Genomic DNA, 25,133 nt, shown 5'->3' with positions numbered 1-25,133 from the left:
AACGCGCGATCCTCGCATCGCGCGTCCGCCTCACGTGCAAGCGTACCGGCGTGATCTGCGCCGAAAGCCTTGGTCATGGACACCCCCTTCATCTCGTTCCGGCAGGTGGTCAAGCGCTTCGGCCCGCTGACCGTCGTCGACCATCTCGATCTCGACATTGCGCGCGGCGAGTTCATCGCCCTGCTCGGCCCTTCCGGCTCCGGCAAGACCACGCTGTTGATGATGCTCGCCGGCTTCGAGCAGGCGACGAGCGGCACGATCACGGTCGACGGCGTCAGGGTCGACGGGCTGCCGCCGCACAAGCGCAACATGGGCGTGGTGTTCCAGAACTACGCGCTGTTTCCGCATATGAGCGTGCGCGACAACATCGCCTTCCCCTTGAAGATGCGCAACGCGCCCAAGGCGGAGATTGCGACGCGCGTCGCGCGCGTGCTCGACATGGTCAAGCTCTCCGCCATGGCCGATCGCAAGCCGGCGCAGCTCTCCGGCGGCCAGCAGCAGCGCGTCGCGCTGGCGCGTGCGCTGGTGTTCGAGCCGCAGGTGGTGCTGATGGACGAGCCCCTCGGCGCGCTCGACAAGAAGCTGCGCGAGCAGATGCAGCTCGACATCCGCGACCTGCACCGCCGGCTCGGCCTCACCATCGTGTTCGTGACGCACGACCAGGACGAGGCGTTGACGATGTCCGACCGCATCGCCGTGTTCAACCACGGCAGGATCGAGCAGATCGGCCCGCCGCGCGAGATCTACGAGCTGCCGCGCACCCCGTTCGTCGCCGAGTTCATCGGCGAGACGAACCTGCTGTCGTGCAAGGTCGACTCCCAGGTTGGCGAGGCGGTGCATCTGACCACGGAGTCCGGGCTCTCGCTGTCGGCGCATGCCGGCACGGGCCGCGTCGACGGTGGCAAGGTGCGCGTGTCGATCCGCCCCGAGGCGATCCGGATCAACGATCATGCCGCGGCGACGGCCAACCGCCTGACAGCGCGGGTCCTGGACGCCGTCTATTTCGGCGATCACATGCGCCTCGTCGCCTCCGTCGGCGAGCAGCGGCTGATCATCAAGGGTGACCGCATGAGCGAGGCGGCGGAGGTCGGGCGCGAGGTCGCGCTGTCCTTTGCGGCATCGGATGTCTGGGTGGTGGGATCATGCGACCAGACCTCAGCCTCCGCCTGAAGGCAGCCCTGCTGCTCGCACCGCTGCTGGCGTTCATGCTGTCGTTCTTCGTCGTGCCGCTGGTGACGATGATGAAGTCGGCGGTATCTGATCCGGTCGCGACCGAGGCGCTGCCGCGCACGGCACGCGCGCTGTCCGGCTGGGACCGCACCGGCGCGCCGCCTGCGTCTGCCCAAGCCGCCTTCGCTGACGACATTCGCGCGCTGAAGAACGACGAGCAGTTCGGCGACCTCGTCCGCCGCCTCAACAGCGCGCAATCCGGCTTCCGCAGCCTGCTCGGCAAGACCCGCCGCGCGCTCGACGGCAACGGCGCGACTGATCTCGCGAGTGTCGACGCGCGCTGGGGCGAAACCTCCTATTGGGTGACCATCGCCGAAGCCGTCGCCTCGCCCTGGACCGACAAGAACCTGCTTGCCGCCGTCGATCTCGAGCGCAATGCATCCGGCGGTATCGCAGCGATGCCCGAGGGCGCCTCGGCCAACCGGCTGATCATGATCCGGACCTTCGTCACCTCGGCGCTGGTCACGCTCGCCTGCATCCTGATCGGCCTGCCCTATGCGATGGTCGCAGCCTCGGTCGAGGGCTGGCGCCGGCAAGTGCTGCTCGGCGCCGTGCTGCTGCCGCTATGGACCTCGCTGCTGGTGCGCACCGCCGCCTGGTACGTCGTGCTCCAGGACAACGGCCTGATCAACGCGACCTTGAAAGGGCTTGGCCTCACCGCGGGCCCGGTCCCGCTGATGTTCAACCGGCTCGGCGTGGTCATCGCGATGACCCATGTGCTGCTGCCGTTCATGGTGCTGCCGATCTTCAGCGTGCTGATCGCGATCCCGCGCAATCTGATGCCGGCCGCAGCCTCGCTCGGCGCCCACCCGTTGCGCGCCTTTTTCCACGTGCTGCTGCCGCTGTCGATGCGCGGCGTCGTCTCCGGCGCGCTGCTCGTGTTCATGGCGGCGCTGGGCTATTACATCACGCCCGCGCTGATCGGCGGCGCCAACGACCAGATGATCTCGTCCGTCATCGCCTATTACGCGACCGGCGCGGCGAACTGGGGCATGGCGGGCGCACTCGGCCTGGTGTTGCTGGCGATGACGATCCTGCTCTACGCCATTTACATGCGCCTGACGGTCGAGGAGCAGCGCGCATGAGGCCGCTGCCGATCCTCAAGGCCGTCTTCGCGGCGCTCGTCGTGATCTTCCTGCTAGGGCCGCTGGTCGCCGTGCTGCCGCTGTCGCTAACCGACAGCGTCTTCCTCAACTATCCCATACCAGGCTATTCAACACGCTGGTTCAGGGAGCTCGTCACCGCGGACTCCTGGCGGCTATCGATCGTCAACAGCCTGCTGATCGGCTCCGGCACCACGGTACTCGCCACTTTGCTCGGGACGCTCGCCGCGCTCGGCCTGCGCGGCAGGCGAGCCACGCTGCTGGTCTCCACGCTGCGCACGGTGTTCCTGCTGCCGATGGTAGTGCCCGCCGTGGTGCTCGGCGTCGGCATGCAGCTGATGTTCGCGCGCTACGGCCTCACCAACACCTATCTCGGCGTCATCATCGCCCACACGGTGGTCGCCGTGCCATTCGTGCTGGTCAACGTCTCCTCGGCCTTGCAGGGCGTGGACATCAGGCTGGAGCAAGCCGCCGCCAGCCTCGGCGCTGCGCCGGCGACGGTGCTGTTCGCGGTGACGCTGCCGATCGCGCTGCCGGGCATCATCTCCGGCGCGCTGTTCGCGTTCGCCACCTCGCTCGACGAGGTCGTGCTGACCCTGTTCGTCGCCGGCCCCAACCAGCGCACCCTGGCCCGGCAGATGTTCGCCACCATCCGCGAGAACATCAGCCCGGCGATCGTCTCGGCGGCCGCCGTGTTCATCCTCGGCACGATCGTGCTGTCGCTCGCGATGCTGGCGATCCGGCGGCAGATGGCGTGACGGTCCGTAGGGCGGATTAGCGCAGCGTAATCCGCCGCTCCGCACACGAATGACCCATGAACAGCAATAGCCGCAGACGGCGGAAGGCGGACTACGCTGCGCCAATCCGCCCTCCTCGTCGCCTACCCCGCCTTCACATACTTCCGCCAGTTGTGCGCCTCCTTGAACCCGAGCACTTCGCGCGTCTTGCGGTTCGACAGCGGCGCCTCCTGCTCGCCGAGCTCGCGGGTGACCGGCACGTTGGGGCAATAGCGCCGCAGCAGCTCGCGCGTCGGGATATTGGCCGTCACCGTGTCGTTGACGGCGTTGAACACCTGGAAGCCGAGACCGTCCTTCTCGATCGCCAGATGCACGATCTCGCCGAGGTCGCGGGCATCGATATACGACCACGCGTTGCGCTTGCGCGACGGCGGGTCGGCGAGGAAGCGCGGGAACATGTCGTATTCGTGCGGCTCGATGACGTTGCCGATGCGCAAGGCATAGATGTCGATGCCGTAGCGCATCGCAAACGCCCGCGCGGTCTTCTCGTTGACGACCTTCGACAGCCCGTAGGAATCCATCGGGTCGATGTCGTAGTCCTCCTCGAGCGGGAAGCGATGGAAGTCCTTGTCGCCCTCGGCGAAGCAGACGCCATAGGTGGTCTCGCTGGAGGCGATGATGATCTTGCGGACGCCGAGCTTGGCCGCAGCCTCGATCACATTGTAGGTCGAGATGGTGTTGATCCGGAAGGTCTCGTTGTCGGGCTCGATCAGCACCCGCGGGATCGCGGCGAAATGCACCACGGCATCCGGCGCCTGCGCCGGCCGGCCGGCATTGAAGCCGCCAAAGCCGTAATGCGTCGTCAGCGCGTTGAACGCCTGGCCGCTGTCGGCGAGATCGGCGACCAGCGTATTGATGCCGGGATGATCGAACGGCTTGAGATCGACATTGAGCAGCTCATACCCCTTGGCTTGCAGATGCGGCAGCACATGCCGTCCCACCTTGCCGGTTCCCCCAGTGAACACCACGCGCTTTGTTGTCATTGGTCTTGCCATCCTCGTGAGTGCGTCGACCGGTCGGTTCTATCAGTTTTCCTCGCGAGGTCTCCACAGGAACCTGAGCGACGCACCTCACTTTCGGGCCCAAGCAGGCCCCCTGCTTGCGTCGTTCCGAGAGCGCCGGCCGAACGATCCAACCGGCGGGACCTCTCCGCGGGGCCAGCCGCAAGCTGCGCCGCCCTGCTACTTGCCGCACGCCTGCTTGCAGGCATCGAAATTCGAACGCGCCGTCGCCAGGCATCGCGTCACCTCTTCGATCTCCTTTCTTGGGTAATTGCAGAGTTTCACGTCGCGCCTGTTCTCGGCCTGGCACACCTCGACGCATCCGCTCGCGGCTTCGACGGGCGCCATCGATGCGGCCGACATGAAGGCAAGCAATCCCGCGACGATCGATCCAAATGCTTTCATTTCAACTCTCCTTGCTGTTCGCCGGCACTGCCTAGCCGACCCGACGCTTCGTCGAGCAATATCGGTGTTCGCCCGCGCGTGTTGTCCACCCGCCTGCGAGAACGATCCGAGCAGACGCGGAGCCGCTTCAGTCTCGAACACGCCTTTTTCCGGCTGTCATCGTCTCAGGTCGAGACGGTCGTAGAACAGATTGGAATTGTGTCCGCAGGGCATTGATTCACGTCAACCCCAACGAGCATACTGACCGGCGCCGTTGCCGTTCGCGAACAAGGCAGCAGCGGGCGACACCGGGCTCGCGCAGACTCTGCGCCCAACGGCGCCCCGGCTGCGTTGAACCTTTGGGCCTGCTCGCGCGACCTAGTCCATATTGGGCGAGATCGAGGTCGCAAATGACGACTCTGGCCAAAGCTATTTCCAAGGCCCTTTCTGATTCATCAAACGGCATTTCAGACGCGCTGCTCAAACAGCTCCTGCTGGCCGCTGCCGCAGTCTTGCTGGTGGCGGCGCTGACGCTGACCTACGGACTTGATCTCAGTCCCGGCCTGTTCTGACCAGGCGACGTGCCGCGCAGCCGCGCGGAGCTTCAGCGCGAGCCGGACATGGGTGATGGCAGCAAGCCATCAGCGAGGACCTTCGACGCGCACCTCTGGCGGGAGAACGAAGTTGGTCAGCAGATCGAGGGTCGCCTGCCCCTGCCGATTGCTTCCGGAGAGACCCTGGGTGACCATCATCACGAGCCCATCACCTGGAACGACCGGGGTAGGCGGAGAGGTCGGAGATGGGCCGGAGGCGATTCTTTGCGGGCTCCGAAAGGCGGACAAACAAGTAAAAATCCGCATGCGACCGCCCGGAGCGCTGCCGAATTTTCCGAAAAGCAACGCTTGCGCCGATCTCACACGCGACTTCTGATGTCGCAGTTCGAAGCTGTGCGCGGGCCAAGGACTGAGAGTGATTTCGCCACGAAAGCTTGTCGGTCTGATCTTGGTTGTGATCTCGCTCTTCGTCGCTGCAGGTGCCGTGACAGCTTTCCTCGTCGCTCATGGTGCTGAAGAGATCGCAGGATCTGAGCCTTTTTGTATCCAGATATCTGACGGGACTGACGACTATCGGCCCGCCCGCTCCTGGCTCGACCTGTCGATCTTCACAACGCGGGCGAAGCGCGACGGTCCACTTTACATGCAGCACCACGCCATTCTCGTCGTCGGCGAGTCTGCCGATCCACGCCTCTACCATTGGTCATATCGTCGCCATGCGTTCGTACCGGGCGTGCTCAACGAGCGAATCGAACATGGTCGGCCGGCATTGACTTGCGAGCCGGCCCGTGACTTCGGTCGTAAGCGGCTCGCGCTTTTCCCCGGATCACCGTCCGACAGCAACTACATCAGGTATTCCACCGGCGAGACTTATCTTATTCCAAGCATGTGGCAGCCCCAGTGGCGTGGCGGGAGGCGCCCGACCCTATTGTTGGCGACGACCGCACCCGACTTTCGTCCGCTCGAGCGCCGTTGGAGCGATCTGGCACCGGGCGAGCGTGACAGCAACTGGGTCTTCGTCGAATGGAATCCGGAGTGGGTGTTGAGCATCATGAAAGCGGATCCCGGCGAGACGATCGTCGAGCGGGGAACGGAACATGGCCTCGCGAAGACCAAGAGCGTCACTCATGGCAGGGACGGCAAACAGTACGTCGGATTTCGCTATCATCTCTACGCCGACGAGTCGCTGGCAGGAAGCCGCATCAACACCACGGTGATTAGCTGCGGCGAGCCGTCGGAGGCTTTTCCGAAGTCCTGTCAGCACCGTTTCATCAACAAGGGGCGGGACTTCTATTTCCGTCATCGGCCGCAGGACGTACCCGATTGGCAGGGCATGCAGCAGCGTATTCTTGACGTGATGGGGTCATTCGAAGTTCACCGCCTCCCGTAGCGAGGCGAACCAGGCCGGCTTCTGCGAGAGCTCAGTTGGTGTCGAAGTCTGGTCCGGGTCGAAAACGGCGACCACAGACCAATCCCGTTGCCTCCTGCTAGCGTTCCAAAGATGGCCGCGGCGCTCGTCGCGAGGCGACGCTCATGCCGGCGACAGCGGCATGCGCCCCGTCACGAGTCCCGATGTTCGAGAAATTCCTTCACCGGACCGACAAACGGGTGCACGAACTGGCCGAGCATGCCGCCGGGGATCGGCTTCACCGTGCCGTATTTGACCGGCCAGCGGTCCTTGGGCAGGTGCCAGGTGCCGCCCAGCATGTCGAACAGCGGCGTGTGAGCCGCGTAGTTCTTGTCGAGGGCCTCGGCGTCCGACGCGTGGTGCCAATGATGGAATTGCGGGGTGACGATGACGTAGCGCAGCCAGCCGACATCCATCTTGATGTTCGAATGGATCAGCACCGATTGCACGGAGATGAAGATGAGATAGGCGAAGATCGTGTCCTGCGGGAAGCCGAGCAGGACGATCGGCACGAGCACCAGGGCGCGGGTTGCCAACGGCTCGAAGAAATGCAGCCGCGATCCCGACAGCCAGTCCATGTGCTCCGGCGAATGATGCACCGCATGGATCCGCCACAGCCACGGCACCTCGTGATAGGCGCGGTGGGAGACGTATTCGACCGCATCGGCCGCCAGGATCACCAGCACGAAGCGGACGATCGCCGGCAGGGCCACGACATGGGCCTGCAGCCACGGACTGATCGCCCAGGCGAAATAGTCATGCGCGAAATGCGTCGAGACCACCAGGAAGATGCCGATCAGCAAATGGTTGACGCCGAAATAAGCGAGATCGAGCTTCCAGCCCGGGCTGAGCGGCCCCTGCTCCGGCCGCACCCGCGGGAAGATCCACTCGAGCAGCACGAATGCCGCGCCGGTGAAGAACAGATCGAGCACCAGCCAGTCGAGGCCGAAATAGAAGCGCGGCTGGAGAAAATCCGGTGTCGGCACATAAGGCCCGCCGAGCAGCGTGGCCAGGAAAAGCCCGCTCAGACCGATGGCAGCGGGCGCTCGCGGGCCGCCCAGCACGATCCCGACGACGCCGAGCCAGGCGCCGACGACCATGGCGATCGCGAGCGTGAGGCGGAGCAGCTCGACGTCGTAATGGACGCGCAGCTCAGGCGTCGTGAGAAAGGCAGGATAGCGCAGGCAGAGCACCGCAGCGACGCTGAGCACGCCGATCGCAGCGCAGAGAGAGCTGCCGATGCGCCCTTCACCGATCCGCGGCCGCGAATTCTCTTGAGCCATCGACGGTCTCCCAACAGCGAGTCTCAGGCCCCCCAGCATGGGCGCGCCTGAGTTCTCTCAAATCCAACACCCAGGGTACTGAGATGTCTCATAAGCGTTAAAATTCCTGGAAGTCAAAGTGCGCTTTGGGCCAGAACCGAACATCTTGCTAGGCTACCCCTCGCCTTCTTCAGCTCATGATCTGGTTCGACAGGACAAAATGGGCCGCGTAAATGATCGCAAGCAGTACGCCCACTGGGAAAGACTGCAAGCCGACCACAAGCCAAAATACGATCGGTCCGCCAAATCTGGACAGTAAAACGCCCAACGAGACCGGCCGGACGGCTGGAGCAGATTGGCTTGGGCCTGTTAAGGTAAAGGGCTCCCACGGAGTATCCGGCGAATGGCTTCGAGCACTTTCAGAATTGCACTTCTTCCTGCTTTGGTCCTGCTGTGCTGCGCGCCTGAGGCATACGCAGAATTTCTCCCTGGAACTCCTTGCCCTGAGGGCTACACCTGCTTCTCGGCGGAACCGCGTGATGGAGTGTGCAAACATCCCGACGTAATTCTCGATGACAAGCTGAAGGCCACACGGGTTGACGGCGATCAATTCTCACCAGACAGCGAACGCGCCTGCATCATGCAAACGACCGGAGCCGTCGTGCGGCGGGCAGCCGGTCTTCAACTGAAGCTCGACAATGGCAAGGTCAAATCGTTCAAAGACAAGCCCAATTGCGAGCGACATCCGGATACGTGCGAACTCTTCTCACTGTACGACTATTTTCCGAAGAGCAGATTATTCCTGGTTCACGACCAGGGCTATGAAAGCGACGCTTGGTTTTTGATCAGCCAGCGCGATGGTCGGAAGCGGAGGATTGTCGCGCCTCCGGGCTATTCACCCAGCAAGAGATGGTTGGCCTCAGTCAACGCAATCGACGGCCCGAGCGATGCGAACAATGGCTTTGACATTCTCCCTGCGGATATGAACCCGAGTGGACCGTCCATACATTACAGGCCGGCGGAGTACGAAAATTGGGAGTTCGTCCGTTGGGATGGCGACGAACGCCTCTTGCTGAATGTGACCGTTCATGAGAACGGGGGCTCGGCGATGGTGACACACCCCGCTGAGGTCACATTGCTCAACGGCAGATGGGTCCTGAACAAGTGATCGCCACGCTAGTCCAGGTGCTGTCAGTCAGGTCCGCGATGGGTTAGGAGCCGACCTCGAGTCTCATCGGCTGCTCCCGATCATTCCTGATCGTTCTCTCCTTCAACTCGCCAGCCGATGCGAGCCAAATGCTCATGGACTGAACGCAGGCGGGCTTCATTGTGAATGCCACCCCACGGATGCCAATCCTGGAAGGACTCGCCCAACCCTCGGAGGTCCGCGACGAGGCCCGCTGCATCTCCCCCGCCGCCAAGCCAGCCGCACATTTTGTCCTTATAGAACCGATGCTGTTTCAAAACATCGTACGTCGCACCGGCGAAGCCGTCATCCTGCAGCGCTTTGAGAAATGCTGTGTCGCGAGCGAGATCGGCCTCGAGACTTGGGACAGAGGTCAGCGGAGGCGGATGGTAGACGGGTTGTTCTCCGTCGCTGAATGTCACGTCGTCCGCCCTGATCTGAACGGTTCCGTGAATCCAGTTTCGAGCGTTCCTGGCTAGGCGCCGCCATCCGCCATAGCCGTTCTGCTCCACAACGCCCCGCGTTCGGTCGGGATACAGTGCGAAGTCGATTCTGACTGGCTCGCCGAGGCCCCAACGCACGACCGCATCGCCGTGGCGCGTGCTCCAGTGTGCTTGCCCCTCCCATCGCTTCCCCCTCGGTGAGTTAGGAACCCAGCGCCCGGGAGGCTCAGCGTCTCGCTCGAGATAAGGGAAATTGCTATCGAGCGATGCCTGATGTTCCGCCGCGGCGAATTTCTTCGTCATCGTCGACCTATATCACAAGCATCCGAGAGATGATCCCCGCCAAACTGCAATGGATCAGAGGGCGACAACCCTGCCCTGGCGTGCACAGATGAAACAGCCCCAACGGTTCATCTCAGTTCTCGTCAACCGCCTCGGCTCTTTCGATCACGGCCACGCCGTCCTACAAGAGACCGGCATAAAGCTTGTCGAATCTGAAGAGCGTCTGGACGGATCGAGCTTTCGAAAAAGCGGGTGATCTGGCGATCCGTTCGGATTGGGATCAGGCCTCCTCGTCCTGCGCGTGCGGAGCGTCCCAGGCTCCTTCTCCAGGCTCCAATTTTGCGAGTAGCCCGCGATGACGTGGGGCCCACGACATATCTGATCTTATCCCGCATCGCACACTGGGGCGGAACAGACGTCTTGATGATCGAGGCGATGTCGTTGGTTGCCGGCATTCAATGTCGTGCGTGTCAACGCATCTGGACGGAACAGATGCGATGCGCGTTCAAATTGTCGCATGATTGATCGACAACGCGATGAGTTCGGCTTTGCGCCATTCACCAACGCGTATAAAGTCAGGCGTTACCAGCGTCCACGAAGCGCTGGAACGTCGGGGATGTGAAACGCGAGCAAGGTGGTTGACGGGCCGAGCTCGTCGCCCGCGTTATCGTACGCGTAGCTGTTTTCCGACATTTTGGAGGTATCAGGTTCGAAACGCCCCGGCGATTCGACGATTGCGGCTGATGCGTGGCCGGTGAGCCAGGACGAGACATCAGCAGCAGGCGTTTGATCGCGAGGCGACGCGGGCAGCGGGCATCGACACGTTGGAGGAACCGGAATGGACCAACGGGACGTACGGGCCGCATGGCAGAAATTCGTCGAGCGCGGCACCTTGTCTGGTGACGTGAGATCAACGGTGGCCGCGTCGTGGCAGCGGTCGCGGCAGCATAGCATCACGGTCGATCGCCAGAAGGCGCCGCTCGTCGCCGAGGCTGAACTGTTTCGTCAGCGCGCCAAACATGCCGCGCTTCGCCAAGCCGCGCGTTGCGCACTGCAAAACTCCAAGACGTTCCTGAGCGAAGCCGGCTCGATCATGATCCTCACCGATCCGACCGGCCTGATCATCGACACACAGGGCGATGCCAGGGTCATCGATGCCGGTCGCGCAGTGCATCTCGAGCATGGCGGGCGGTGGAGCGAGGCCGATATCGGCACCAATGCGATCGGCGCGGCTTTGGCCGATTCATGCCCCGTGCAGATTCACGGCGCCGAGCATTTCTGCACCGAGGTCCAGCGCTGGACCTGCGCCGCCGTTCCCGTGCACGATCCGAACGATGGCGAGCTGCTCGGCGTGGTCGACATCTCCGGCCCGGCCAGCACGTTCAATCCGCAGAGCCTGGCGCTGGCGGTCGCGGTCGGCCACCACGTCGAGAGCGTGCTGGCGCAGCTGGCGCGACAGGACAAGGAGCAGCTGCTGTGCGATTTCATCGCCAAGCGCGCCACCTGGGCGACCGAGGAATGCATCCTGCTCGATCGCCGCGGCGCCATCCTGCATGCGACCGAGCGCGGGCTGAGAGCCATGAAGGACAACGGCCTCAACACCGACGGCGACGCCCCGACGCGCTTCCTGAAGACGGTCGCGTTCGAGGACTGGCCGGCGAAGCTCAGGGAGATCCTGCCCCATGCGAGCTTCGAGCTGGTCAAGAACGGCAGCACGGGCGTCGGCGCCATCGTCGTGATGCATGCAAGGCGCCGCGCTCCCGGAGAGCGCGGCGCCGTGGCGATGCGCGGGCGCGACGCGGCCGCCCCTTCGCGGCCCGCGCAACCTGAAGCGAAGCCGGCCAACAACAAGAGCCCCCGTTTCGTCGCCGAGGACCCGAACGTGCAGGCGATCGTGCGGCGGGTCGAGGCCGCGGCGGCGCGCAAGATGCCGATCCTGATCCGCGGCGAGACCGGCACCGGCAAGGAGCAGCTGGCGCGCCATGCCCACGCCGCCAGCGGCCGCTCCGGCTCCTTCGTCGCGGTCAACTGCGCCGCCCTCCCGGACAGCCTGATCGAGGCCGAGCTGTTCGGCTATGCCGACGGGGCCTTCACCGGCGCGCGCTCCGGAGGCGCGACCGGTCTGGTCAAGGAGGCCGACGGCGGCACGCTGTTTCTCGACGAGATCGGCGACATGCCGGTGGCGCTGCAGGGCGTGCTGCTGCGCCTGCTCGACGACTGGACGGTGCGGCCGGTCGGCGGCGCGGCCTACAAGGTCGATGTGTTCCTGGTGTCGGCAACCAACGCCGCGCTCGACAAGGCGATCGCCGACGGGCGCTTCCGCTCCGACCTGCTGTATCGCCTCAACACGCTCGAAGTGCGGCTGCCGCGGCTGCGCGAGCGCTGCGATTTCGACGCCATTGCCCGCCAGTTGCTGCACAAGATCGATCCCGGCTGCGCCATCACGGCCGGAGCGCTGGCGCGGCTGGCGCCGAACCATTGGCACGGCAACATCCGCGAGCTCGGCAACATGCTGGCGCGGCTGACGCTCGGCGTCTCCAACGGGCTGATCGACGAGGCCTGTGTCGACGCGATGATCGGCCAGGTGGTCGCCCGGCCGTCGCCGGCGGAGGCGGACGCTGGATCGCTGCACGACGTCCAGCGCGCCCGCATCCTGATGGTCTACGCGGAGACCAATGGAAACGTCAGCGAGACCGCGCGCCGTCTCGGCGTCTCCAGGAATACGATCTATCGCGCGCTCGGACAGCCGCGGCCTTGAATCATCGGCGCCTGGCGATGCAGAGACTTCTGCCGCGGCGTCCGCCGCCTGAGCCGGGCAGAGGCGCCCGGCCCATCACACGCAAGCCGCCCGGACTTACAGCAGCTCAGCGCCCCCGCCCAAGGCCGGGCCGGCGGTCGGATCGTAGTCGTCCGGCTTCTTCGCGATCAATGTCTGCGTCGTCAGGATCAGCCCGGCCACGGAGGCAGCGTTGCGCACCGCGCTGTAGCAGACCTTGACCGGATCGACGATGCCGGCCTTGACCAGATCGACCGATCCGCCGTTGCGTGCGTCGAGGCCATGACCGTTGGCGCCCTTCGCCACCTTGCTGACCTCCGCCTCGGCATCGAGGCCTGCGTTCGACGCGATGTGGAACAGCGGCCGGCTCAGCGAACGCTGCAATAGCTCGGCGCCCTGCCGCGTGCTGCCGTCCAGCCCGTTGATCAGCTCGTCGAGCTTCGGCGCCGCCTTCAGCAGCGCGAAGCCGCCGCCGGGAACGATGCCCTCCTCGATCGCCGCCCGCGTCGCATTGATCGCGTCCTCGATCAATTGCGTGCGGCGCTTCTGCTCGACCGGCGTGGCGCCGCCGGCAAGGATCATCGCCGTGCCGCCGGAAAGCTTGGCGATGCGCTCCTGGAACTTGTCGCGCTCGATATTCTCCGGCGCCGCCTCATATTGCCGCATCACCTGCGCGCGGCGGGCGGCAATCCTGTCCGGATCGCCGGCGCCCGCCGTGATCAGGGTTTTGGACGCGGAGATCCGCACCTGGCGGGCGGCACCGAGATCCTGCAACTCCGCCTTCTCCAGCCGGCCGCCGAGGTCGGCCGAGATCACGCGGCCGCCCGTCGTGATCGCGATGTCCTCGAGCATGGCCTTGCGCCAATGGCCGAACTCCGGCGGGTGGATCGCGGCGACCTTGAAGTTGCTCTTCTCGCGGCGCGCCAGGAGCTGCATGATCACGACCGGCGCGACCTCCTCGGCGATGATCAGCAAGGGCCGGCCGCTCTTCTCGACCAGCGAGATCACGCCGGTCAGTTGCTCGCCGCTCTGAATCTTGTGGTCGGTCATCAGGATGAACGGGTTGTCGAGCACGACCTGCATGCGCTCCACATCCGTCACCATGTGATGCGAGAGGTAGCCACGCTCGAACGCCATGCCTTCGACGACCTCGAGCGTCGTCTGGACCGTGCTGCCATATTCGACTGCGACGATGCCGTGCGTGCCGGCGCGCTCGAACGCTTCTGCGACCATGTCGCCGAGCGCGACATCATTGGCGGCGATGCTCGCGACCGCGCGCAGGCCGGCCGAGCCCTGCAGGGCGATCGCGGAGCGCTTCAGGTTCTTGATGGTCTCGGCGACCGCGAGCTCGAGCCCTTCGACGAGCTCCACCGGATTGGCGCCGGCCGCGAGGCATTTCAGCCCGTCCTGCACCAGCACGTCGGCGAGCACCGTCGCCGTGGTTGTACCATCGCCCGCAGTGTCGTTGGTCTGCTTGGAGACCTCGCGCAGCACCTGCGCGCCGATGTTCTCGAACGGACATTCCAGCTCGATCTCGGCGGCGATGCTGACGCCGTCGCGCGACACGATCGGCGTCCCGATCGGGCGGTCCATGATGGCGTTCATTCCCTTCGGACCCAGGGTGCCGCGCACCGCCTTGGCGAGCTTGGCAACGCCTCGTCCCAAGGCGGCCCGCGCCGCCTCGTCATGCAGCATGATCTTCGGCATGGTCTCAACCTCCCTCTGGCCTGGTCGTGCACCGGTTGGCCGGCGCGATTTTTCGTTGTCCCCCGGCCGATCAGGCCGAGGCGCGTGCTTTCGGAATGAACGGCGTCTCCAGATCGAACCGCACCGACAGCAGGCCGCGGCACAGCGCGCTGTTGAACTCCGCGTTGATGCCGACACGGCGCAGTCCCGCGACGTAGCCGGCGAAGCGCTCGGCGCCGAGCGGCAATCCCGCGGCGTCGACGAAGGCCGGCATCTCGTCGCCCGCGTCCGCCACGACGTCGCGCCGCTCGAGATAGCGCCGCCTCAGCCGGTCGCCCTCGTCATCGACCGGCAGGCCACGCAGCTCCAACACGGTGAGCGTCGTGAGCATCTCGGGCGAATGCCCGGTGGCGGTGAGGTGGCTTAGCAAGGCGACCTGCCGGCGCTGAAACGCCTTGACGAGGAACGTCCGCCGCAGATCCTCCAGGTCGCCATCGGCCTCGACGCCGAACGTCTCCTGGAACGACAGGCCCTGCGCCAGCCCGGCATTGATCGTGTCGGCGTACATGTGCTCGCCGAGCACCACGCTGACGCCCGTCACCCAGTCGAGCGCCGCCACCGCGCGGCGCATGTCGTCCGCCATCAGGAAGGAGAAGTTGGCCGCACACCAATAGGTCGGCAGCCGGAACGCGATGTGGACGCGGTTGGCCGAATCCACATCAACGCGGCTGACGAAGTTGAGGTCGACGACGGACTCGTCGAGCTCCGGATCCATCACGCTTTGCAGACGAGCCCAGATCTCGGCCTGCCTATGCTCCGCCTGCCGGTCCCGTTCCGGCAGGCGCGTTGCGACATCTCCGCTCATGGCGTTCACGCCGGCACGGGTTCGGCGAGATGTGCGTAGCCGCCGCCGGCCCTGATCTTCTGCTTCTGGGCCTCGACATCGATGCCGTAGAGCCGCGCGGCGTTGAGACCGAGGATCTTGGTCTTGTTCTCCAGGGTCAGCACCGATCCGGTCTCCTTGGTCAGGTCCTCTGGAATCTCGAACGCCATGAACTTGTCGATCAGCCATTTCGGCGTCCAGATGCCGTAATCGCTGCCATAGAGGATCTTGTCCGGCCCGAGCCAGAACAAGAGCTCCGACATCACATGGGCGAAATAGCCGGGCCGCGAATGGATGAACGGCAGCGCCACGGCGATGCCGGCATAGACGTTGGTCTCCTGGGTCGCGATCCAGCAGAAATCGTCCAGCCGCGGCAGCCCGCAATGCTCGACGATGAAGTTGAGATCCTGGAACGAGGTCGCGACGTCATCGATGTCGGCAACATCGAACGCATCACGGTTGAGGGGAATGATCGTCGGGCCCTTGTGGACGTGGACGTTCTTGATGCCGAGCTTCTGCGCCGCCTCAAGATATTTGTAGGAGTCCTTGTCGGACAGCTTGTAGCCCTTGGACTCGCCGCGCCATTCGGCGGTGTAGAGCTTCACGCCCTGCAGCTTGTACTTTTCCGCCAGAGCGTGCAGGTCCTCCAGGCCCTTGGCTCCGTCGCGCGGATCGAACGCACCGTTGAGGATGAAGCGATCCGGATGGCTCTTCTTCATTGCCGCGTTGCGTTCGGTGGTGTTGAAGCCGTTCTTGTAAAAATCGGTCAGATAGGTCGGCTGCAGGATCGCCATGTCGTCATAGCCCGACACGAACAGGTCGTCGAACATGGTCTTGGCGTCGTATTTCTCGAACTTCTCCTTCTCCCACTTCTCCGACGGCGGGCTGAGGTTGGCGTGATAGGCGTAGAAGCAGTCGATGAACTGCTTGCCGTGGATGTTCTTCTGGTTGGCCGGGCTGCCGTCCCAGAAATGGGTGTGCCCGTCGATCACGAAAATCTCTTTGCCGTCGGCCGTCCTGTACATGGCGTGTCTCCCGCTCCCAGATTGACTGTTATGAGGCCCGCCATTGATGGCAGAGCCAGGTTGGCCCGGTCGGCGCGAGGCCGGCCGGGCGTCCTGCGCAATCCTGCTCAGACGATGTATTTCATCATCTCGTTCATGTCGCCGAACAGCATCACGGTGTTGTCGTCGATCATGACCATCCGCCCGTAATGAGTCGACGTCGCGATCTCGAACAGATGCGGCGTCATCTCGCGGCCGAGCTCCTCGGAGATCTCGTCCATCTTGAATTCCATCTTGCCGATGCCGTCGATGCGGATCATCGCCGGCATGTAGGTCACGGTGATATGGTCATGGCGGCTCATCACATCGGCAATGGCGCGCGCCTCGACGCTGTCGTTCATCGTGACCCCGCATTGATGGGACACGGTGTCCTCGAACTTGATGTCCTTCATCGATTTGAAGATGGTGTCGGCTTCCTGCATCGTGGTGACTCCCCTGACAAATTGAGTGAAACAAGCTGAGTTCGGCTAGGACAGGCTGGCCGGCACCGTCAGGCCGAGCTCGGAGGCGATTCCCCTGATCCGGTTCTTGGCCTGCGCGAGCGCGTCACTGAAGCTCACGACCTTGACGCGCGGCTGCGACCAGATCGGCTGCAGGTGGTTGGCGGCGTCGAGCGCGAGCTCGGCATGCTTGGCCAGCCACTTGTTGAACAGCGCGATGTTATGGGCCGCATGCTGAGCATCGGTGCCGAGGATGTGGAACAGCTCGACCGTGTTGGCCAGGTTGCGCTCGTAGTCGGCCTCCGCCGCGGAGACGACGGCCGGCGTGATGAAGTCGTTCTGCGCCGACGCGGCCTGCATCAGGAAGCCGGACCGGAACAGCTCGCCGACCAGGGGCTCGAACACCGCGTTGGTCGCGAAATACTGCTCGAGATAGTCGTTCGAGCCCATCACCGACTCGATCGACTTGCGCACGCCCTGCCAGATCGGATCCTCCAGCCAATGCTGCTTGCCGGCATTGACGTCGAAGCCGGGGATGTCGAGCGCGATCTCGCTGAGATACAGCGTGATGTCCTGGGCGAAGCGCAGCTTGTAGGACGAGTTGGTCAGGATGGCGTTGTTGACCATCTGGGTGTAGCCATAGCGCTGCGCCTGCATCGTCGAGGTGCCCAGGCCGAACTCGGCATGCTTGTAGGCGCCGAGGTGGTTCTGCAGGATCTTCACCCAGGCGGGGTCGAAGCGCGCGGGCGCGCCGGACTTGCGGCCGTTCTCGATGGTGTTCTGCACCATGCCGCAGATCGTCGACTGCCGCTGATAGTGCGTCCGCTCCCATTCCTGGTCGACGGCGCGGAACTTGTGCCAGTTGGAGCTCTTCGCCGCGGTCCAGTCCTTGCTGTAGGTCGGCGTGCCGTCGGGGAAGGAGATGATCCAGTCCTGCAGCAGATAGCGCTCGGGATCCGGCTGGACGTCGACCGTCATGTCCTCGTAGTGGGTCGCCTTGCGCCCCTTCGGCTCGAAGTAGTTATATTTGCGGCTGTCGGATCCTGGAAACACGGCCGATCCCGCGGCACCGGATTTGACGACTGACGGCTCTGCAGTGGCTGCGCTTGCTTGTGCACTCATGGCGACCTCCCTCTTTTGTGGTTGTGTTGCGACGATGTCCGAGCGCCGTCATCGCACCGCCGGCGTAAACTTGTCGAAATAGATGTGGTCCGGCTCGACGCCGTTGACCTGCAGCACCGGCAGCACCGCGTCGATCATCGGCGTCGGACCGCAGGCATAGGCGTCGATCGCGCCCGCCAGGCTCTCCTGCTTCAGGTGGCGCGCGACGACCTCGTGCACGAAGCCGGTCTCGCCTTCCCAATGGTCATCGGGCGTGGCATGGGACAGCGCCGGGATGAACTTGAAATCCGGGAGCTGCCGGCCGATCGCCGCGATCTCGTCGAGATAGAACAGGTCCGCCCTGGTACGGGCGCCGTAGAAGAAGCGGATCGGCCGCTGCTCCCCACTCGCAATGTGATCGGCCAGGATCGACCACAGCGGCGACATCCCGGAGCCGCCGCCGATCAGCAGCATCGGGCCGGACCGCTCCTCGCGCCGGAAGCAGGTGCCATAGGGGCCCTTGGCCATCACGACGCTGCCGACCTCGAGCCCACCATCGAGCTGCGAGGAGAACGCGCCGTTCGGATATTTCTTGATGATGAAGCTCAGTCGCGTGCTTTCGCCGGGCGCATTCGCCATCGAGAACGCGCGGGTGATGCGGCCGTCGTCGATCGTCAGATCGACATATTGACCGGCCCAGAACTTCATCGGCTTGTCGATCTCGATCTCCAGCAGACGAATGTCGGCGGTCAGCGCCGTGATCGCCGCGACGCGGCCGCGAAACGTCTTGACCGCGATCGATCGCCGCAGCATGTCCTCGTCGTAGTTCAGGAGCTCAAAGCTGACGTCGCTATAGGCGTGGGTCCGGCACAGCAGAACATGGCCGTTCTCGCTCTCGTAATCCGGCAGCGCGAAGGTCGAGTATTTCATGAGCTCGATGTCGCCGTCGACCAGCTTCGACTTGCAGCTGCCGCACTGGCCCTCCTTGCAGCCATGCATCAGCGAGATGCCCTGGCGGAACGCCGCATCGAGCACGGTCTCCCCCTCCTCGACCTCCATCTCGATCCCCACGGGCTCGAAGCGCACCTTGTGGACCTGCACATCCGTCACGACAGCCTTGGACCCAACCGACATCGACAACCTCCCCAGCGAACTCCGGCAGATGATCGCAGGGAGCCGGCGAACCGGCCCCCTGCGCTCGCATCGTCAATGGCAAGGATTGATGGTGAAGCCCTTGCGATAATCGGCGACCGCGACCTCGCGCTCGATCGGCGACAGCGCACGGAAGCCGCGCAGCGGGCTGCCGAGCTGGTGGCCGCGCACGTGATCGAGCGTCCACATGTCCTTGGCGTCGAACCGCAGATGCGGCTGCGCCGTCAGGGTCTTGCCGTCCGGACGGACGAAGCCGAGATCCTTGATGGCATCGGCGATGTCCCAGCCGTGGTAACAGTCTTCCCATTCACGGCGGCCGCTGAAGCGGCCCATCGCCGGCGTGGCGCGGCCTTCATACTCGGCGGCAAACGCCACCTTGTGGGTCCAGCGGCAGCCTTCCGAGCAGTAGGTGTAGATCTTGCCGTCGACCTCGTCGCAGACGAAGTCCTCGCGGATCAGGCAAGGCACCATGCAGCTCCAGCAGCGATGCGGATAGACGTAGCCGACGTCGCTGTTGAACAGGATGTTGGTCTCGCCCGGCACGCTCAGCTTCGCATACCACTTCCAGAAGTCGCCGAACTCGGCGTACCAGCCGGGGTACTTGTGCTCGAACCACTCGAAGTCCTTCTCGGTCTGGGCCTCGATGCGCCAGAAGTTCGCCGACCAGCCGACCGCGAAGAACTGCGCGGTCTTGTGGACGTAGTTCTTCTTGACGATACGGTCCCAGGCAGCGGCGACGTCGTCATGGTGGATCTTGATGCCGTACTTCTCGAGCGGCAGCATGTAGGTGCGGTAATAGTCTTCATAGATCCAGCGGTGCCAGAGCTCCGCATAGGATTCCTTGTTCTTGTCGCGGTTGGTGGTGCCGTATTCGATGAAGGTGCCGATCGCGGCGTCGACGATGGCGTGGTTCTGCCAGAATGCGTATTTCAGGTCGCGCTCGAGCAGCTGGTGGTTCGAGGGATCGTTGATCATCGCCATCAGCATCGAATGGCCGTTGCCGATGTGGCGGGATTCATCCGACTGCACCGACAGGAACACGGTCGGCAACGCATAGTCGCCGTTGCGGGCGGCCTCCGACGGCATCGCCACGAACAGCGTGTTGGTGAACGCGGTCTCGGCGACCACCGTCAGGTAGACGTTGGCGGCGGTGATCGCGTCGCCGGTCAGGAAGCCCTCGGCGAACTGGCGGCCGATCGTGGTGGCGTAGCACTTGCCGAACGCCGCCTCGGTGATGTCGAACCCGGCCGGATCGATGTAGTTCTCCATGTACCATTTCTTGAGGTTCATCTGGATCGTCGAGTGACGGAATTCGTCGACCATCTGCATCGTGAAGCCGGTGCGCAGCTCCTCGCCCGGCGCCAGCCGGCCGACCATCGCCATCGAGCGCGCCGCCGAGATTTCCGGGAACGGGATGATGGCCAGGAACAGCTTCATCCACTCGACCCAGCGCGGCTCGACATTGCGGAACATGTCGCCGCGGAGCGCCGCGTCGAGCGCGCCGTAGACGCGGTTGTCCTTCTCTTCCTGCATCGGGAAGTAGGAACGCAGCACCTGCTTCATCGGGTCGCGGGGAGTCTTCGAAATCTTGTAGTCGGTCGGGAACGTCATCGCTTCCTGGACGTAACTGGGCGTCCAGCCCAGGTCCGCGACGCGGTTGGCTGCCTCGGCAATCGTGATGCCCTTCTGGGCCGTAATCTTATTGAGCGTCAGACTTGCAGACATTTCCTTCTCCTTTGAACGTTGCATCAGCTTCTTGAATTCAGGCCTTGGTCGTCGGATCGAAGGAGCTGCGACGAGCGGCTCCCACGAGGTCTCCTGCAAATTCACGTCTGCCCATCAACTTTGAGGTCCGAAAATTGACTTTGACTCCCGCAATGAATTGGCACTTCAAACCGGCTTGGCAGCGCTTACCGCCCCGCCTGCTTCTGCGCCGCGGCTGACCAGAGACCGGCCCTCCGCGACGAACTTCGCCGCCAGCACCAGCGTGCCGATGGCAAACTCCTTGCCGTGCCGCGCGATCATCGCCTCGGCGAGCAGGCCTACCTGCGCGAAGAACTCATCCTTCGAACGATCCTCGTCCGTCGGCTCCGTAGGCGGCACCGCCGAGACCGGCGCCCCCGACGCCTTGAGATTGAGCCTGCTCATTTCGACCTTGCTCATCATGCATGCCCCGTACGTTTGTGGTCGTCCTCGGTCGGCGCGCTGTCGAATTCCAACAGCGCGTGATTGAGCCATTCGCGCTCGGCGACGAGTCGGCTGTGCTCGTCGCGCAGCTGGCTCAGGCGCTCCGTGACTCTGTCGAGCTCGGTCTGGGCCGCGTGGCCGCCCTCGGAGCGCGCGACGTCGCGCCGTGCACATTCCAGTTCGATCTCGGCGCCGCCGCGCGCGCTCTCGTTCCTGAGCTGCATCTCGTTGTTGCGGATGATGCCCTCGATCAGTTTGTGCCGCGCGATCATGCGGTCGCGGGCTTGCTGCAGCCGGACGGCTTCCTCGGCCGTGATCTGTGGCCCGCTTTCGCTGGACTTCGTCACAAGCATCACTCTCGTTGGGCGATTGGGATCGACGCAGATCATCTGGACGCGCACGGCTCACGGGACCAGCACAGCGCGCCCGTGAATGCGCCCGTGATGCAGATCATGCAGCGCGTCGTTCGCCTCGCTGAGTCGGTATTCCCTGGTGTGCAGATTCACGAGGCCGCGATCGGCGAGCGCCATCAGCTCGACCAGCTCGGCATAGGTGCCGACCAGATTGCCCACGATGGTCTTTTCCGTCGTGATCATGTCGATGGTCGGGATGTCGATCTTTCCGCCATAGCCGACGATGTAGTAGGAGCCGCCATTCGCGGTTATCGCGAGGCCCTTGGCGATCGCATCGCCCTCGCCGACGAAGTCGATCACGGCCTCCGCACCGCGGCCGCCGGTCAGCGCCAGCACCGCCTCGACCTCGCCGCCATCGGCCTTCACCAGATGATGCGCCCCGCACGTCTTGGCGAGCTCCAGCGATTTTTCGGAGCGGTCGACGACGATGATCTCCGCCGCACAGAGCGCGGCGAGAACCTGGATGCCGATATGGCCGAGGCCGCCTGCCCCGATCACCACGGCATATTCGCCCGGCAAGAGATGCCGGGAAGCCTTCTTCGCCGCGCGATATGCCGTCAGACCTGCGTCCGTATAGGGAGCGACGTCCTTGGGCGCCAGGGACTTCGGCAGCTTGATCAGCGAGCGCTGTCCCGTCAGCAGATATTGCGCGTAGCCGCCATTGGCGTTGATGCCCGGAAACGAGCTGTCCTGCGCATGCATGTCGTTGCCGCGCCGGCACGCCAGGCAATGGCCGCTGGTCACCAGCGGGTGGCAGATGACGCTGTCGCCGACCTTGACGCCTTCGACGCCGGGACCGACGGCCTCGACCCAGCCCGCGTTCTCATGACCCATGATGTAGGGAAGCTTGACGTCGACCTTGCTGCGCCAGATGCCTTCGACGATGTGGAGATCGGTGCGGCAGACGCCGGCGCCGCCGATGCGCACGATCACATCCATCGGACGCGAGATCTTCGGGTCGGCGACCTCTTCGTAGCGGACGAATTCCTTCGCCGTCAGCTTTTCATCGAACGCATGGAGCACCGCGGCCTTCATGGTCTCTCCCCGGATTTTTTTGTGTCGACGTCAACGTGTCGCAGCCGTCGTTGAGGAAGGTTGAGCAAGAGCTATGCCAGCGAGCTAACAGGCTGATAGTCCGTGTTTTCTCATCCGCCTCTGGCGTGATCTTCGGTCCGTCGCGGAGCAACGCTGATGGCAAAACTGTTCCGAGACGGAACAGTTTTCGCAAGTCACGGACTGCGCGCGCTGGCGGCGGCGAATTTCTACTTTCCGCGCGATTGCTTAATAATGAGGGACGCAGCACCAGATCACGAACAATCAAACAGCGACGAGGCCGGGACAACGGCGAAGCCGCGACACGGGAGGATGACGATGCTGCCTGCCAGCCGGCGCCTCGATGGCGCGTGGTTGAAGCTCGACGAGCAGGGCCAGCCGCCAGCCGGCGTGATGTCGGCCGACATCTACGACAGCTGGATGCGCTGCATCACATTGGGGCTCGACGCGCTGCGTCCGCCGTCGCCCGAATTCGTCGATGCCGCCGTGCTGCGGCAGGAGCAGCAGCGCTGCTCGCTGGTGCGCGGCCTCGCGCTGGCCGAGATGCACACGCTGCATCAGCAGATCGCCGGCTCCAATTTCATGATCGCGTTTGCGACCGCGGAAGGGCTGCTGCTCGACATCATCTCCGATTCCAGCTTCAGCGATGCCTCCGACGCCGCCTGCATCCGCGCCGGCGCGATCTGGACCGAGAGCGTCTGCGGCACCAACGGGCTCGGTACAGCCGCCTATCTGAAGCGGCCGATCGTGGTCCACGGCCGCGAGCACTTTTTTGCCCGCTACAACAATCTGACCTGCGTGGCGGCGCCGATCTTCGCGCCCGACGGCGAGGTCGCCGGCATCCTCGATGCGTCATCCGACTGCATGTCGCGCCAGGCACACACCCAGGCGCTGGTCGCGATGGCCGCGACCCAGATCGAGAACGGGCTATTCCGCGAGCAGCATCGCGGCAACATCCTGATCGCCTTCCACAACCGCGGCGAATATCTGCACACGCTGAGCGCCGGCCTGCTGGCCGTCGACAATGACGGCCGGATCCTTGCGGCCAACCGCGCCGCGCGCGTGCTGCTGCACGGATTGCCGGCCTTCGCCGGCCGTCTGTTCGGCGACGTGTTCCGGGGCCGCTTCAGCGACTTCGTCGACGAGGGCCGGCGCAAGGAGCGGCAGCGGCTGGAGGATGAGGTCGGCAGCCAGTTCGTCGCGACCATCGAGAACAGCCGCCAGTTCCCGATGAGCCATCGCGTGCTGACGCCGCGGCCGGTGCCGCCGAAAAGCCCCGCGCCGCCGTTCGTCTCCGCCGATCCCAGGATCGCGGCGATCGTGCAGCGCGTCGCGGTTGCCGCCGCGCGCAAGATGCCGGTCCTCATTCGCGGCGAGACCGGCACCGGCAAGGAGCAGATGGCGCGGCACGCACATGCCGCGAGCCGGCGCACCGGGTCATTCGTCGCCGTCAATTGCGCGGCCCTGCCCGACAGCCTGATCGAGGCGGAGCTGTTCGGCTATACCGAGGGCGCGTTCACCGGTGCCAGGAAGGGCGGCGCGCAGGGATTGTTCAAGGAGGCCGATGGCGGCACGCTGTTCCTCGACGAGATCGGCGACATGCCGGTGACGTTGCAGGCGGTGCTGCTGCGTTTCCTCGACGACTGGACCGTGCGGCCGGTCGGCGGCAGCAAGCGCGAGGTCGACGTGCTGCTCGTCTCCGCCACCAATGCCGATCTCGACGATGCCATCGCCGACGGTCGGTTCAGGTCCGACCTGCTGTTCCGCCTCAACACCCTCGAGGTGACCCTGCTGCCGCTGCGCGAGCGCACCGACTTCGCTGATATCGCGCGCCACCTGATGCACAAGATCGATCCGTCGGTGGCGCTGTCCGAGGCGGCCGTCCAGCGGCTGGCGCAACGCAGCTGGGACGGCAACATCCGCGAGCTCCGCAACGCGCTCGCACGGCTCTCGCTCAGCGAGAGCGGCCCCGTGATCGACGCCGCCACCGTCGACGACGTCCTCGGCCCAGCCGTCGCCGCGCCCGTGGCGCCGAAGATCAAGCTGGACGCGAGCGCCCCGGCCGATCTGCACGAGATCCAGCGCGCCCTTGTGCTCACGACCTTCGCGGAGACCGGCAACAACATCAGCAAGACCGCACGGCGGCTCCGCATCTCGCGCAACACCGTCTATCGCGCGCTGCGCGGCAAGCCGGACTGACCCGGGCACGACGACAACTTCATCAATCCCAAAGGAGGTCACGATGTTTGAACCGGAGAACAGTCTCGAAGCCCTGATGCAGGCGGCCGGCCGCGATCCCGCGATCGTCCCGCGGTTCTACCGCGCGCTGCTCGACGCCGAGATCTATGTGCTGACGCCGGAGGCCTCGATCGCGCCCGGACAGCACCGCTCGCTGACGCGGCAGGAGCGGATCAACGTCGCGAGCGTCGAGTTCCAGGGCCTGACCTGGCTGCCTGCGTTCACCTCCAGAAAACGCATCTCCGACTATGTGAAGGAGCCGGAAGCCTGCCTCGGGGCTGCGGCCCGCGATCTGTTCAAGATGCTGCCTGGCGCGAACTTCTGGTTCAACCCGCTGTCCGAATGCCAGAAGCCGATGCCGGCCAGCGAGATCGCCCTGTTGATGAACGGGGCGATTTTCGACAAGCTCCGGACGGCGGACGCGGCGCGGCACGAGCCGGTGCGATGAAGTCGCAAAGGGCTGAAGATCGCGGTCGGCATCCTCGCCGGC

The 25,133-nt window shown here is 64.4% G+C and carries 23 protein-coding genes; 9 read left to right on the top strand and 14 right to left on the bottom strand.

Features of this window, described 5'->3' with window-relative positions:
* Positions 1-75: 75 nt before the first annotated feature.
* From NLR35_RS28335 to NLR35_RS28325, 3 genes are read left to right on the top strand one after another with little or no spacing between them, the layout of a single operon-like run.
* Complete coding sequence (locus NLR35_RS28335) at positions 76-1,170, top strand: ABC transporter ATP-binding protein (protein ID WP_257169834.1); 1,095 nt, start codon at positions 76-78, stop codon at positions 1,168-1,170.
* A 35-nt stretch (positions 1,171-1,205) separates the two neighbouring features.
* Positions 1,206-2,315: an ABC transporter permease gene (locus tag NLR35_RS28330; protein ID WP_257169859.1), complete on the top strand. Its 1,110-nt coding sequence runs from the start codon at positions 1,206-1,208 to the stop codon at positions 2,313-2,315.
* Positions 2,312-3,091, top strand: coding sequence for an ABC transporter permease (locus NLR35_RS28325; RefSeq protein ID WP_257169833.1), 780 nt, complete (start codon positions 2,312-2,314; stop codon positions 3,089-3,091). The genes NLR35_RS28330 and NLR35_RS28325 overlap by 4 nt, the downstream gene beginning before the upstream one ends.
* A 122-nt stretch (positions 3,092-3,213) precedes the next feature.
* Here NLR35_RS28325 and NLR35_RS28320 read toward each other — a convergent pair whose 3' ends face one another.
* Both NLR35_RS28320 and NLR35_RS28315 read right to left on the bottom strand, forming a co-directional pair.
* On the bottom strand, positions 3,214-4,113 hold the full coding sequence (locus NLR35_RS28320; protein WP_257169832.1) for an NAD(P)-dependent oxidoreductase: 900 nt from the start codon (positions 4,111-4,113) through the stop codon (positions 3,214-3,216).
* Positions 4,114-4,311: 198 nt separating this feature from the next.
* Entirely contained in the window at positions 4,312-4,677 is a 366-nt protein-coding gene (locus NLR35_RS28315; protein WP_257169831.1) for a hypothetical protein, read from the bottom strand.
* A 248-nt stretch (positions 4,678-4,925) separates the two neighbouring features.
* Here NLR35_RS28315 and NLR35_RS28310 point away from each other — a divergent pair, with 248 nt between their 5' ends.
* A complete protein-coding gene (locus NLR35_RS28310; RefSeq protein ID WP_257169830.1) occupies positions 4,926-5,087 on the top strand; it encodes a hypothetical protein in 162 nt (53 codons plus the stop codon).
* A gap of 397 nt (positions 5,088-5,484) precedes the next feature.
* Complete coding sequence (locus tag NLR35_RS28305) at positions 5,485-6,459, top strand: hypothetical protein (RefSeq protein ID WP_257169829.1); 975 nt, start codon at positions 5,485-5,487, stop codon at positions 6,457-6,459.
* Between the two features lie 170 nt (positions 6,460-6,629).
* Here the strand turns inward: NLR35_RS28305 and NLR35_RS28300 are convergent, their stop codons facing one another.
* Entirely contained in the window at positions 6,630-7,760 is a 1,131-nt protein-coding gene (locus NLR35_RS28300; RefSeq protein WP_257169828.1) for a sterol desaturase family protein, read from the bottom strand.
* Between the two features lie 382 nt (positions 7,761-8,142).
* On the opposite strand from NLR35_RS28300, the gene NLR35_RS28295 reads away from it, so the two are divergent.
* Positions 8,143-8,907: a hypothetical protein gene (locus tag NLR35_RS28295; RefSeq protein ID WP_257169827.1), complete on the top strand. Its 765-nt coding sequence runs from the start codon at positions 8,143-8,145 to the stop codon at positions 8,905-8,907.
* Between the two features lie 80 nt (positions 8,908-8,987).
* Here the strand turns inward: NLR35_RS28295 and NLR35_RS28290 are convergent, their stop codons facing one another.
* Complete coding sequence (locus tag NLR35_RS28290; protein ID WP_257169826.1) at positions 8,988-9,671, bottom strand: hypothetical protein; 684 nt, start codon at positions 9,669-9,671, stop codon at positions 8,988-8,990.
* 817 nt (positions 9,672-10,488) lie between these two features.
* Between NLR35_RS28290 and NLR35_RS28285 the strand changes: the two genes are divergently transcribed.
* On the top strand, positions 10,489-12,408 hold the full coding sequence (locus NLR35_RS28285; RefSeq protein WP_257169825.1) for a sigma-54-dependent Fis family transcriptional regulator: 1,920 nt from the start codon (positions 10,489-10,491) through the stop codon (positions 12,406-12,408).
* A 96-nt stretch (positions 12,409-12,504) separates the two neighbouring features.
* Here NLR35_RS28285 and NLR35_RS28280 read toward each other — a convergent pair whose 3' ends face one another.
* From NLR35_RS28280 to NLR35_RS28235, 10 genes are all read right to left on the bottom strand, one after another.
* Complete coding sequence (locus NLR35_RS28280; RefSeq protein WP_257169824.1) at positions 12,505-14,133, bottom strand: molecular chaperone GroEL; 1,629 nt, start codon at positions 14,131-14,133, stop codon at positions 12,505-12,507.
* Between the two features lie 70 nt (positions 14,134-14,203).
* Positions 14,204-14,977, bottom strand: coding sequence for a metal-sulfur cluster assembly factor (locus tag NLR35_RS28275; RefSeq protein WP_257169823.1), 774 nt, complete (start codon positions 14,975-14,977; stop codon positions 14,204-14,206).
* Between the two features lie 5 nt (positions 14,978-14,982).
* Positions 14,983-16,020: an amidohydrolase family protein gene (locus NLR35_RS28270; protein ID WP_257169822.1), complete on the bottom strand. Its 1,038-nt coding sequence runs from the start codon at positions 16,018-16,020 to the stop codon at positions 14,983-14,985.
* Positions 16,021-16,127: 107 nt separating this feature from the next.
* The gene (locus NLR35_RS28265; RefSeq protein WP_257169821.1) at positions 16,128-16,481 is read right to left on the bottom strand and encodes an MmoB/DmpM family protein; all 354 of its coding nucleotides are present in this window, start codon (positions 16,479-16,481) and stop codon (positions 16,128-16,130) included.
* A 45-nt stretch (positions 16,482-16,526) separates the two neighbouring features.
* Complete coding sequence (locus NLR35_RS28260) at positions 16,527-17,621, bottom strand: aromatic/alkene monooxygenase hydroxylase subunit beta (protein ID WP_257169820.1); 1,095 nt, start codon at positions 17,619-17,621, stop codon at positions 16,527-16,529.
* Between the two features lie 48 nt (positions 17,622-17,669).
* The gene (locus NLR35_RS28255; RefSeq protein WP_257169819.1) at positions 17,670-18,734 is read right to left on the bottom strand and encodes a 2Fe-2S iron-sulfur cluster-binding protein; all 1,065 of its coding nucleotides are present in this window, start codon (positions 18,732-18,734) and stop codon (positions 17,670-17,672) included.
* A 72-nt stretch (positions 18,735-18,806) separates the two neighbouring features.
* Positions 18,807-20,477 carry an aromatic/alkene/methane monooxygenase hydroxylase/oxygenase subunit alpha gene (locus NLR35_RS28250; protein ID WP_257169818.1) on the bottom strand — a complete coding sequence of 557 codons (1,671 nt, stop codon included), beginning with the start codon at positions 20,475-20,477 and terminating at the stop codon, positions 18,807-18,809.
* A gap of 165 nt (positions 20,478-20,642) precedes the next feature.
* Complete coding sequence (locus NLR35_RS28245; RefSeq protein ID WP_257169817.1) at positions 20,643-20,918, bottom strand: hypothetical protein; 276 nt, start codon at positions 20,916-20,918, stop codon at positions 20,643-20,645.
* Positions 20,915-21,328: a hypothetical protein gene (locus tag NLR35_RS28240; RefSeq protein ID WP_257169816.1), complete on the bottom strand. Its 414-nt coding sequence runs from the start codon at positions 21,326-21,328 to the stop codon at positions 20,915-20,917. Before NLR35_RS28240 ends, NLR35_RS28245 begins: the two co-directional genes overlap by 4 nt.
* 15 nt (positions 21,329-21,343) lie before the next feature.
* Positions 21,344-22,387 carry an NAD(P)-dependent alcohol dehydrogenase gene (locus NLR35_RS28235; RefSeq protein ID WP_257169815.1) on the bottom strand — a complete coding sequence of 348 codons (1,044 nt, stop codon included), beginning with the start codon at positions 22,385-22,387 and terminating at the stop codon, positions 21,344-21,346.
* 336 nt (positions 22,388-22,723) lie between these two features.
* Here NLR35_RS28235 and NLR35_RS28230 point away from each other — a divergent pair, with 336 nt between their 5' ends.
* A complete protein-coding gene (locus tag NLR35_RS28230; protein WP_374940869.1) occupies positions 22,724-24,604 on the top strand; it encodes a sigma-54-dependent Fis family transcriptional regulator in 1,881 nt (626 codons plus the stop codon).
* Positions 24,605-24,647: 43 nt separating this feature from the next.
* On the top strand, positions 24,648-25,091 hold the full coding sequence (locus NLR35_RS28225; RefSeq protein ID WP_257169813.1) for an SseB family protein: 444 nt from the start codon (positions 24,648-24,650) through the stop codon (positions 25,089-25,091).
* The last annotated feature ends 42 nt before the right edge of the window (positions 25,092-25,133 follow it).

Origin of the sequence: Bradyrhizobium sp. SRS-191 (assembly GCF_024586915.1) — a bacterium.
Lineage (GTDB): Bacteria > Pseudomonadota > Alphaproteobacteria > Rhizobiales > Xanthobacteraceae > Bradyrhizobium.
This window is presented reverse-complemented; position numbering and strand designations above follow the sequence as displayed.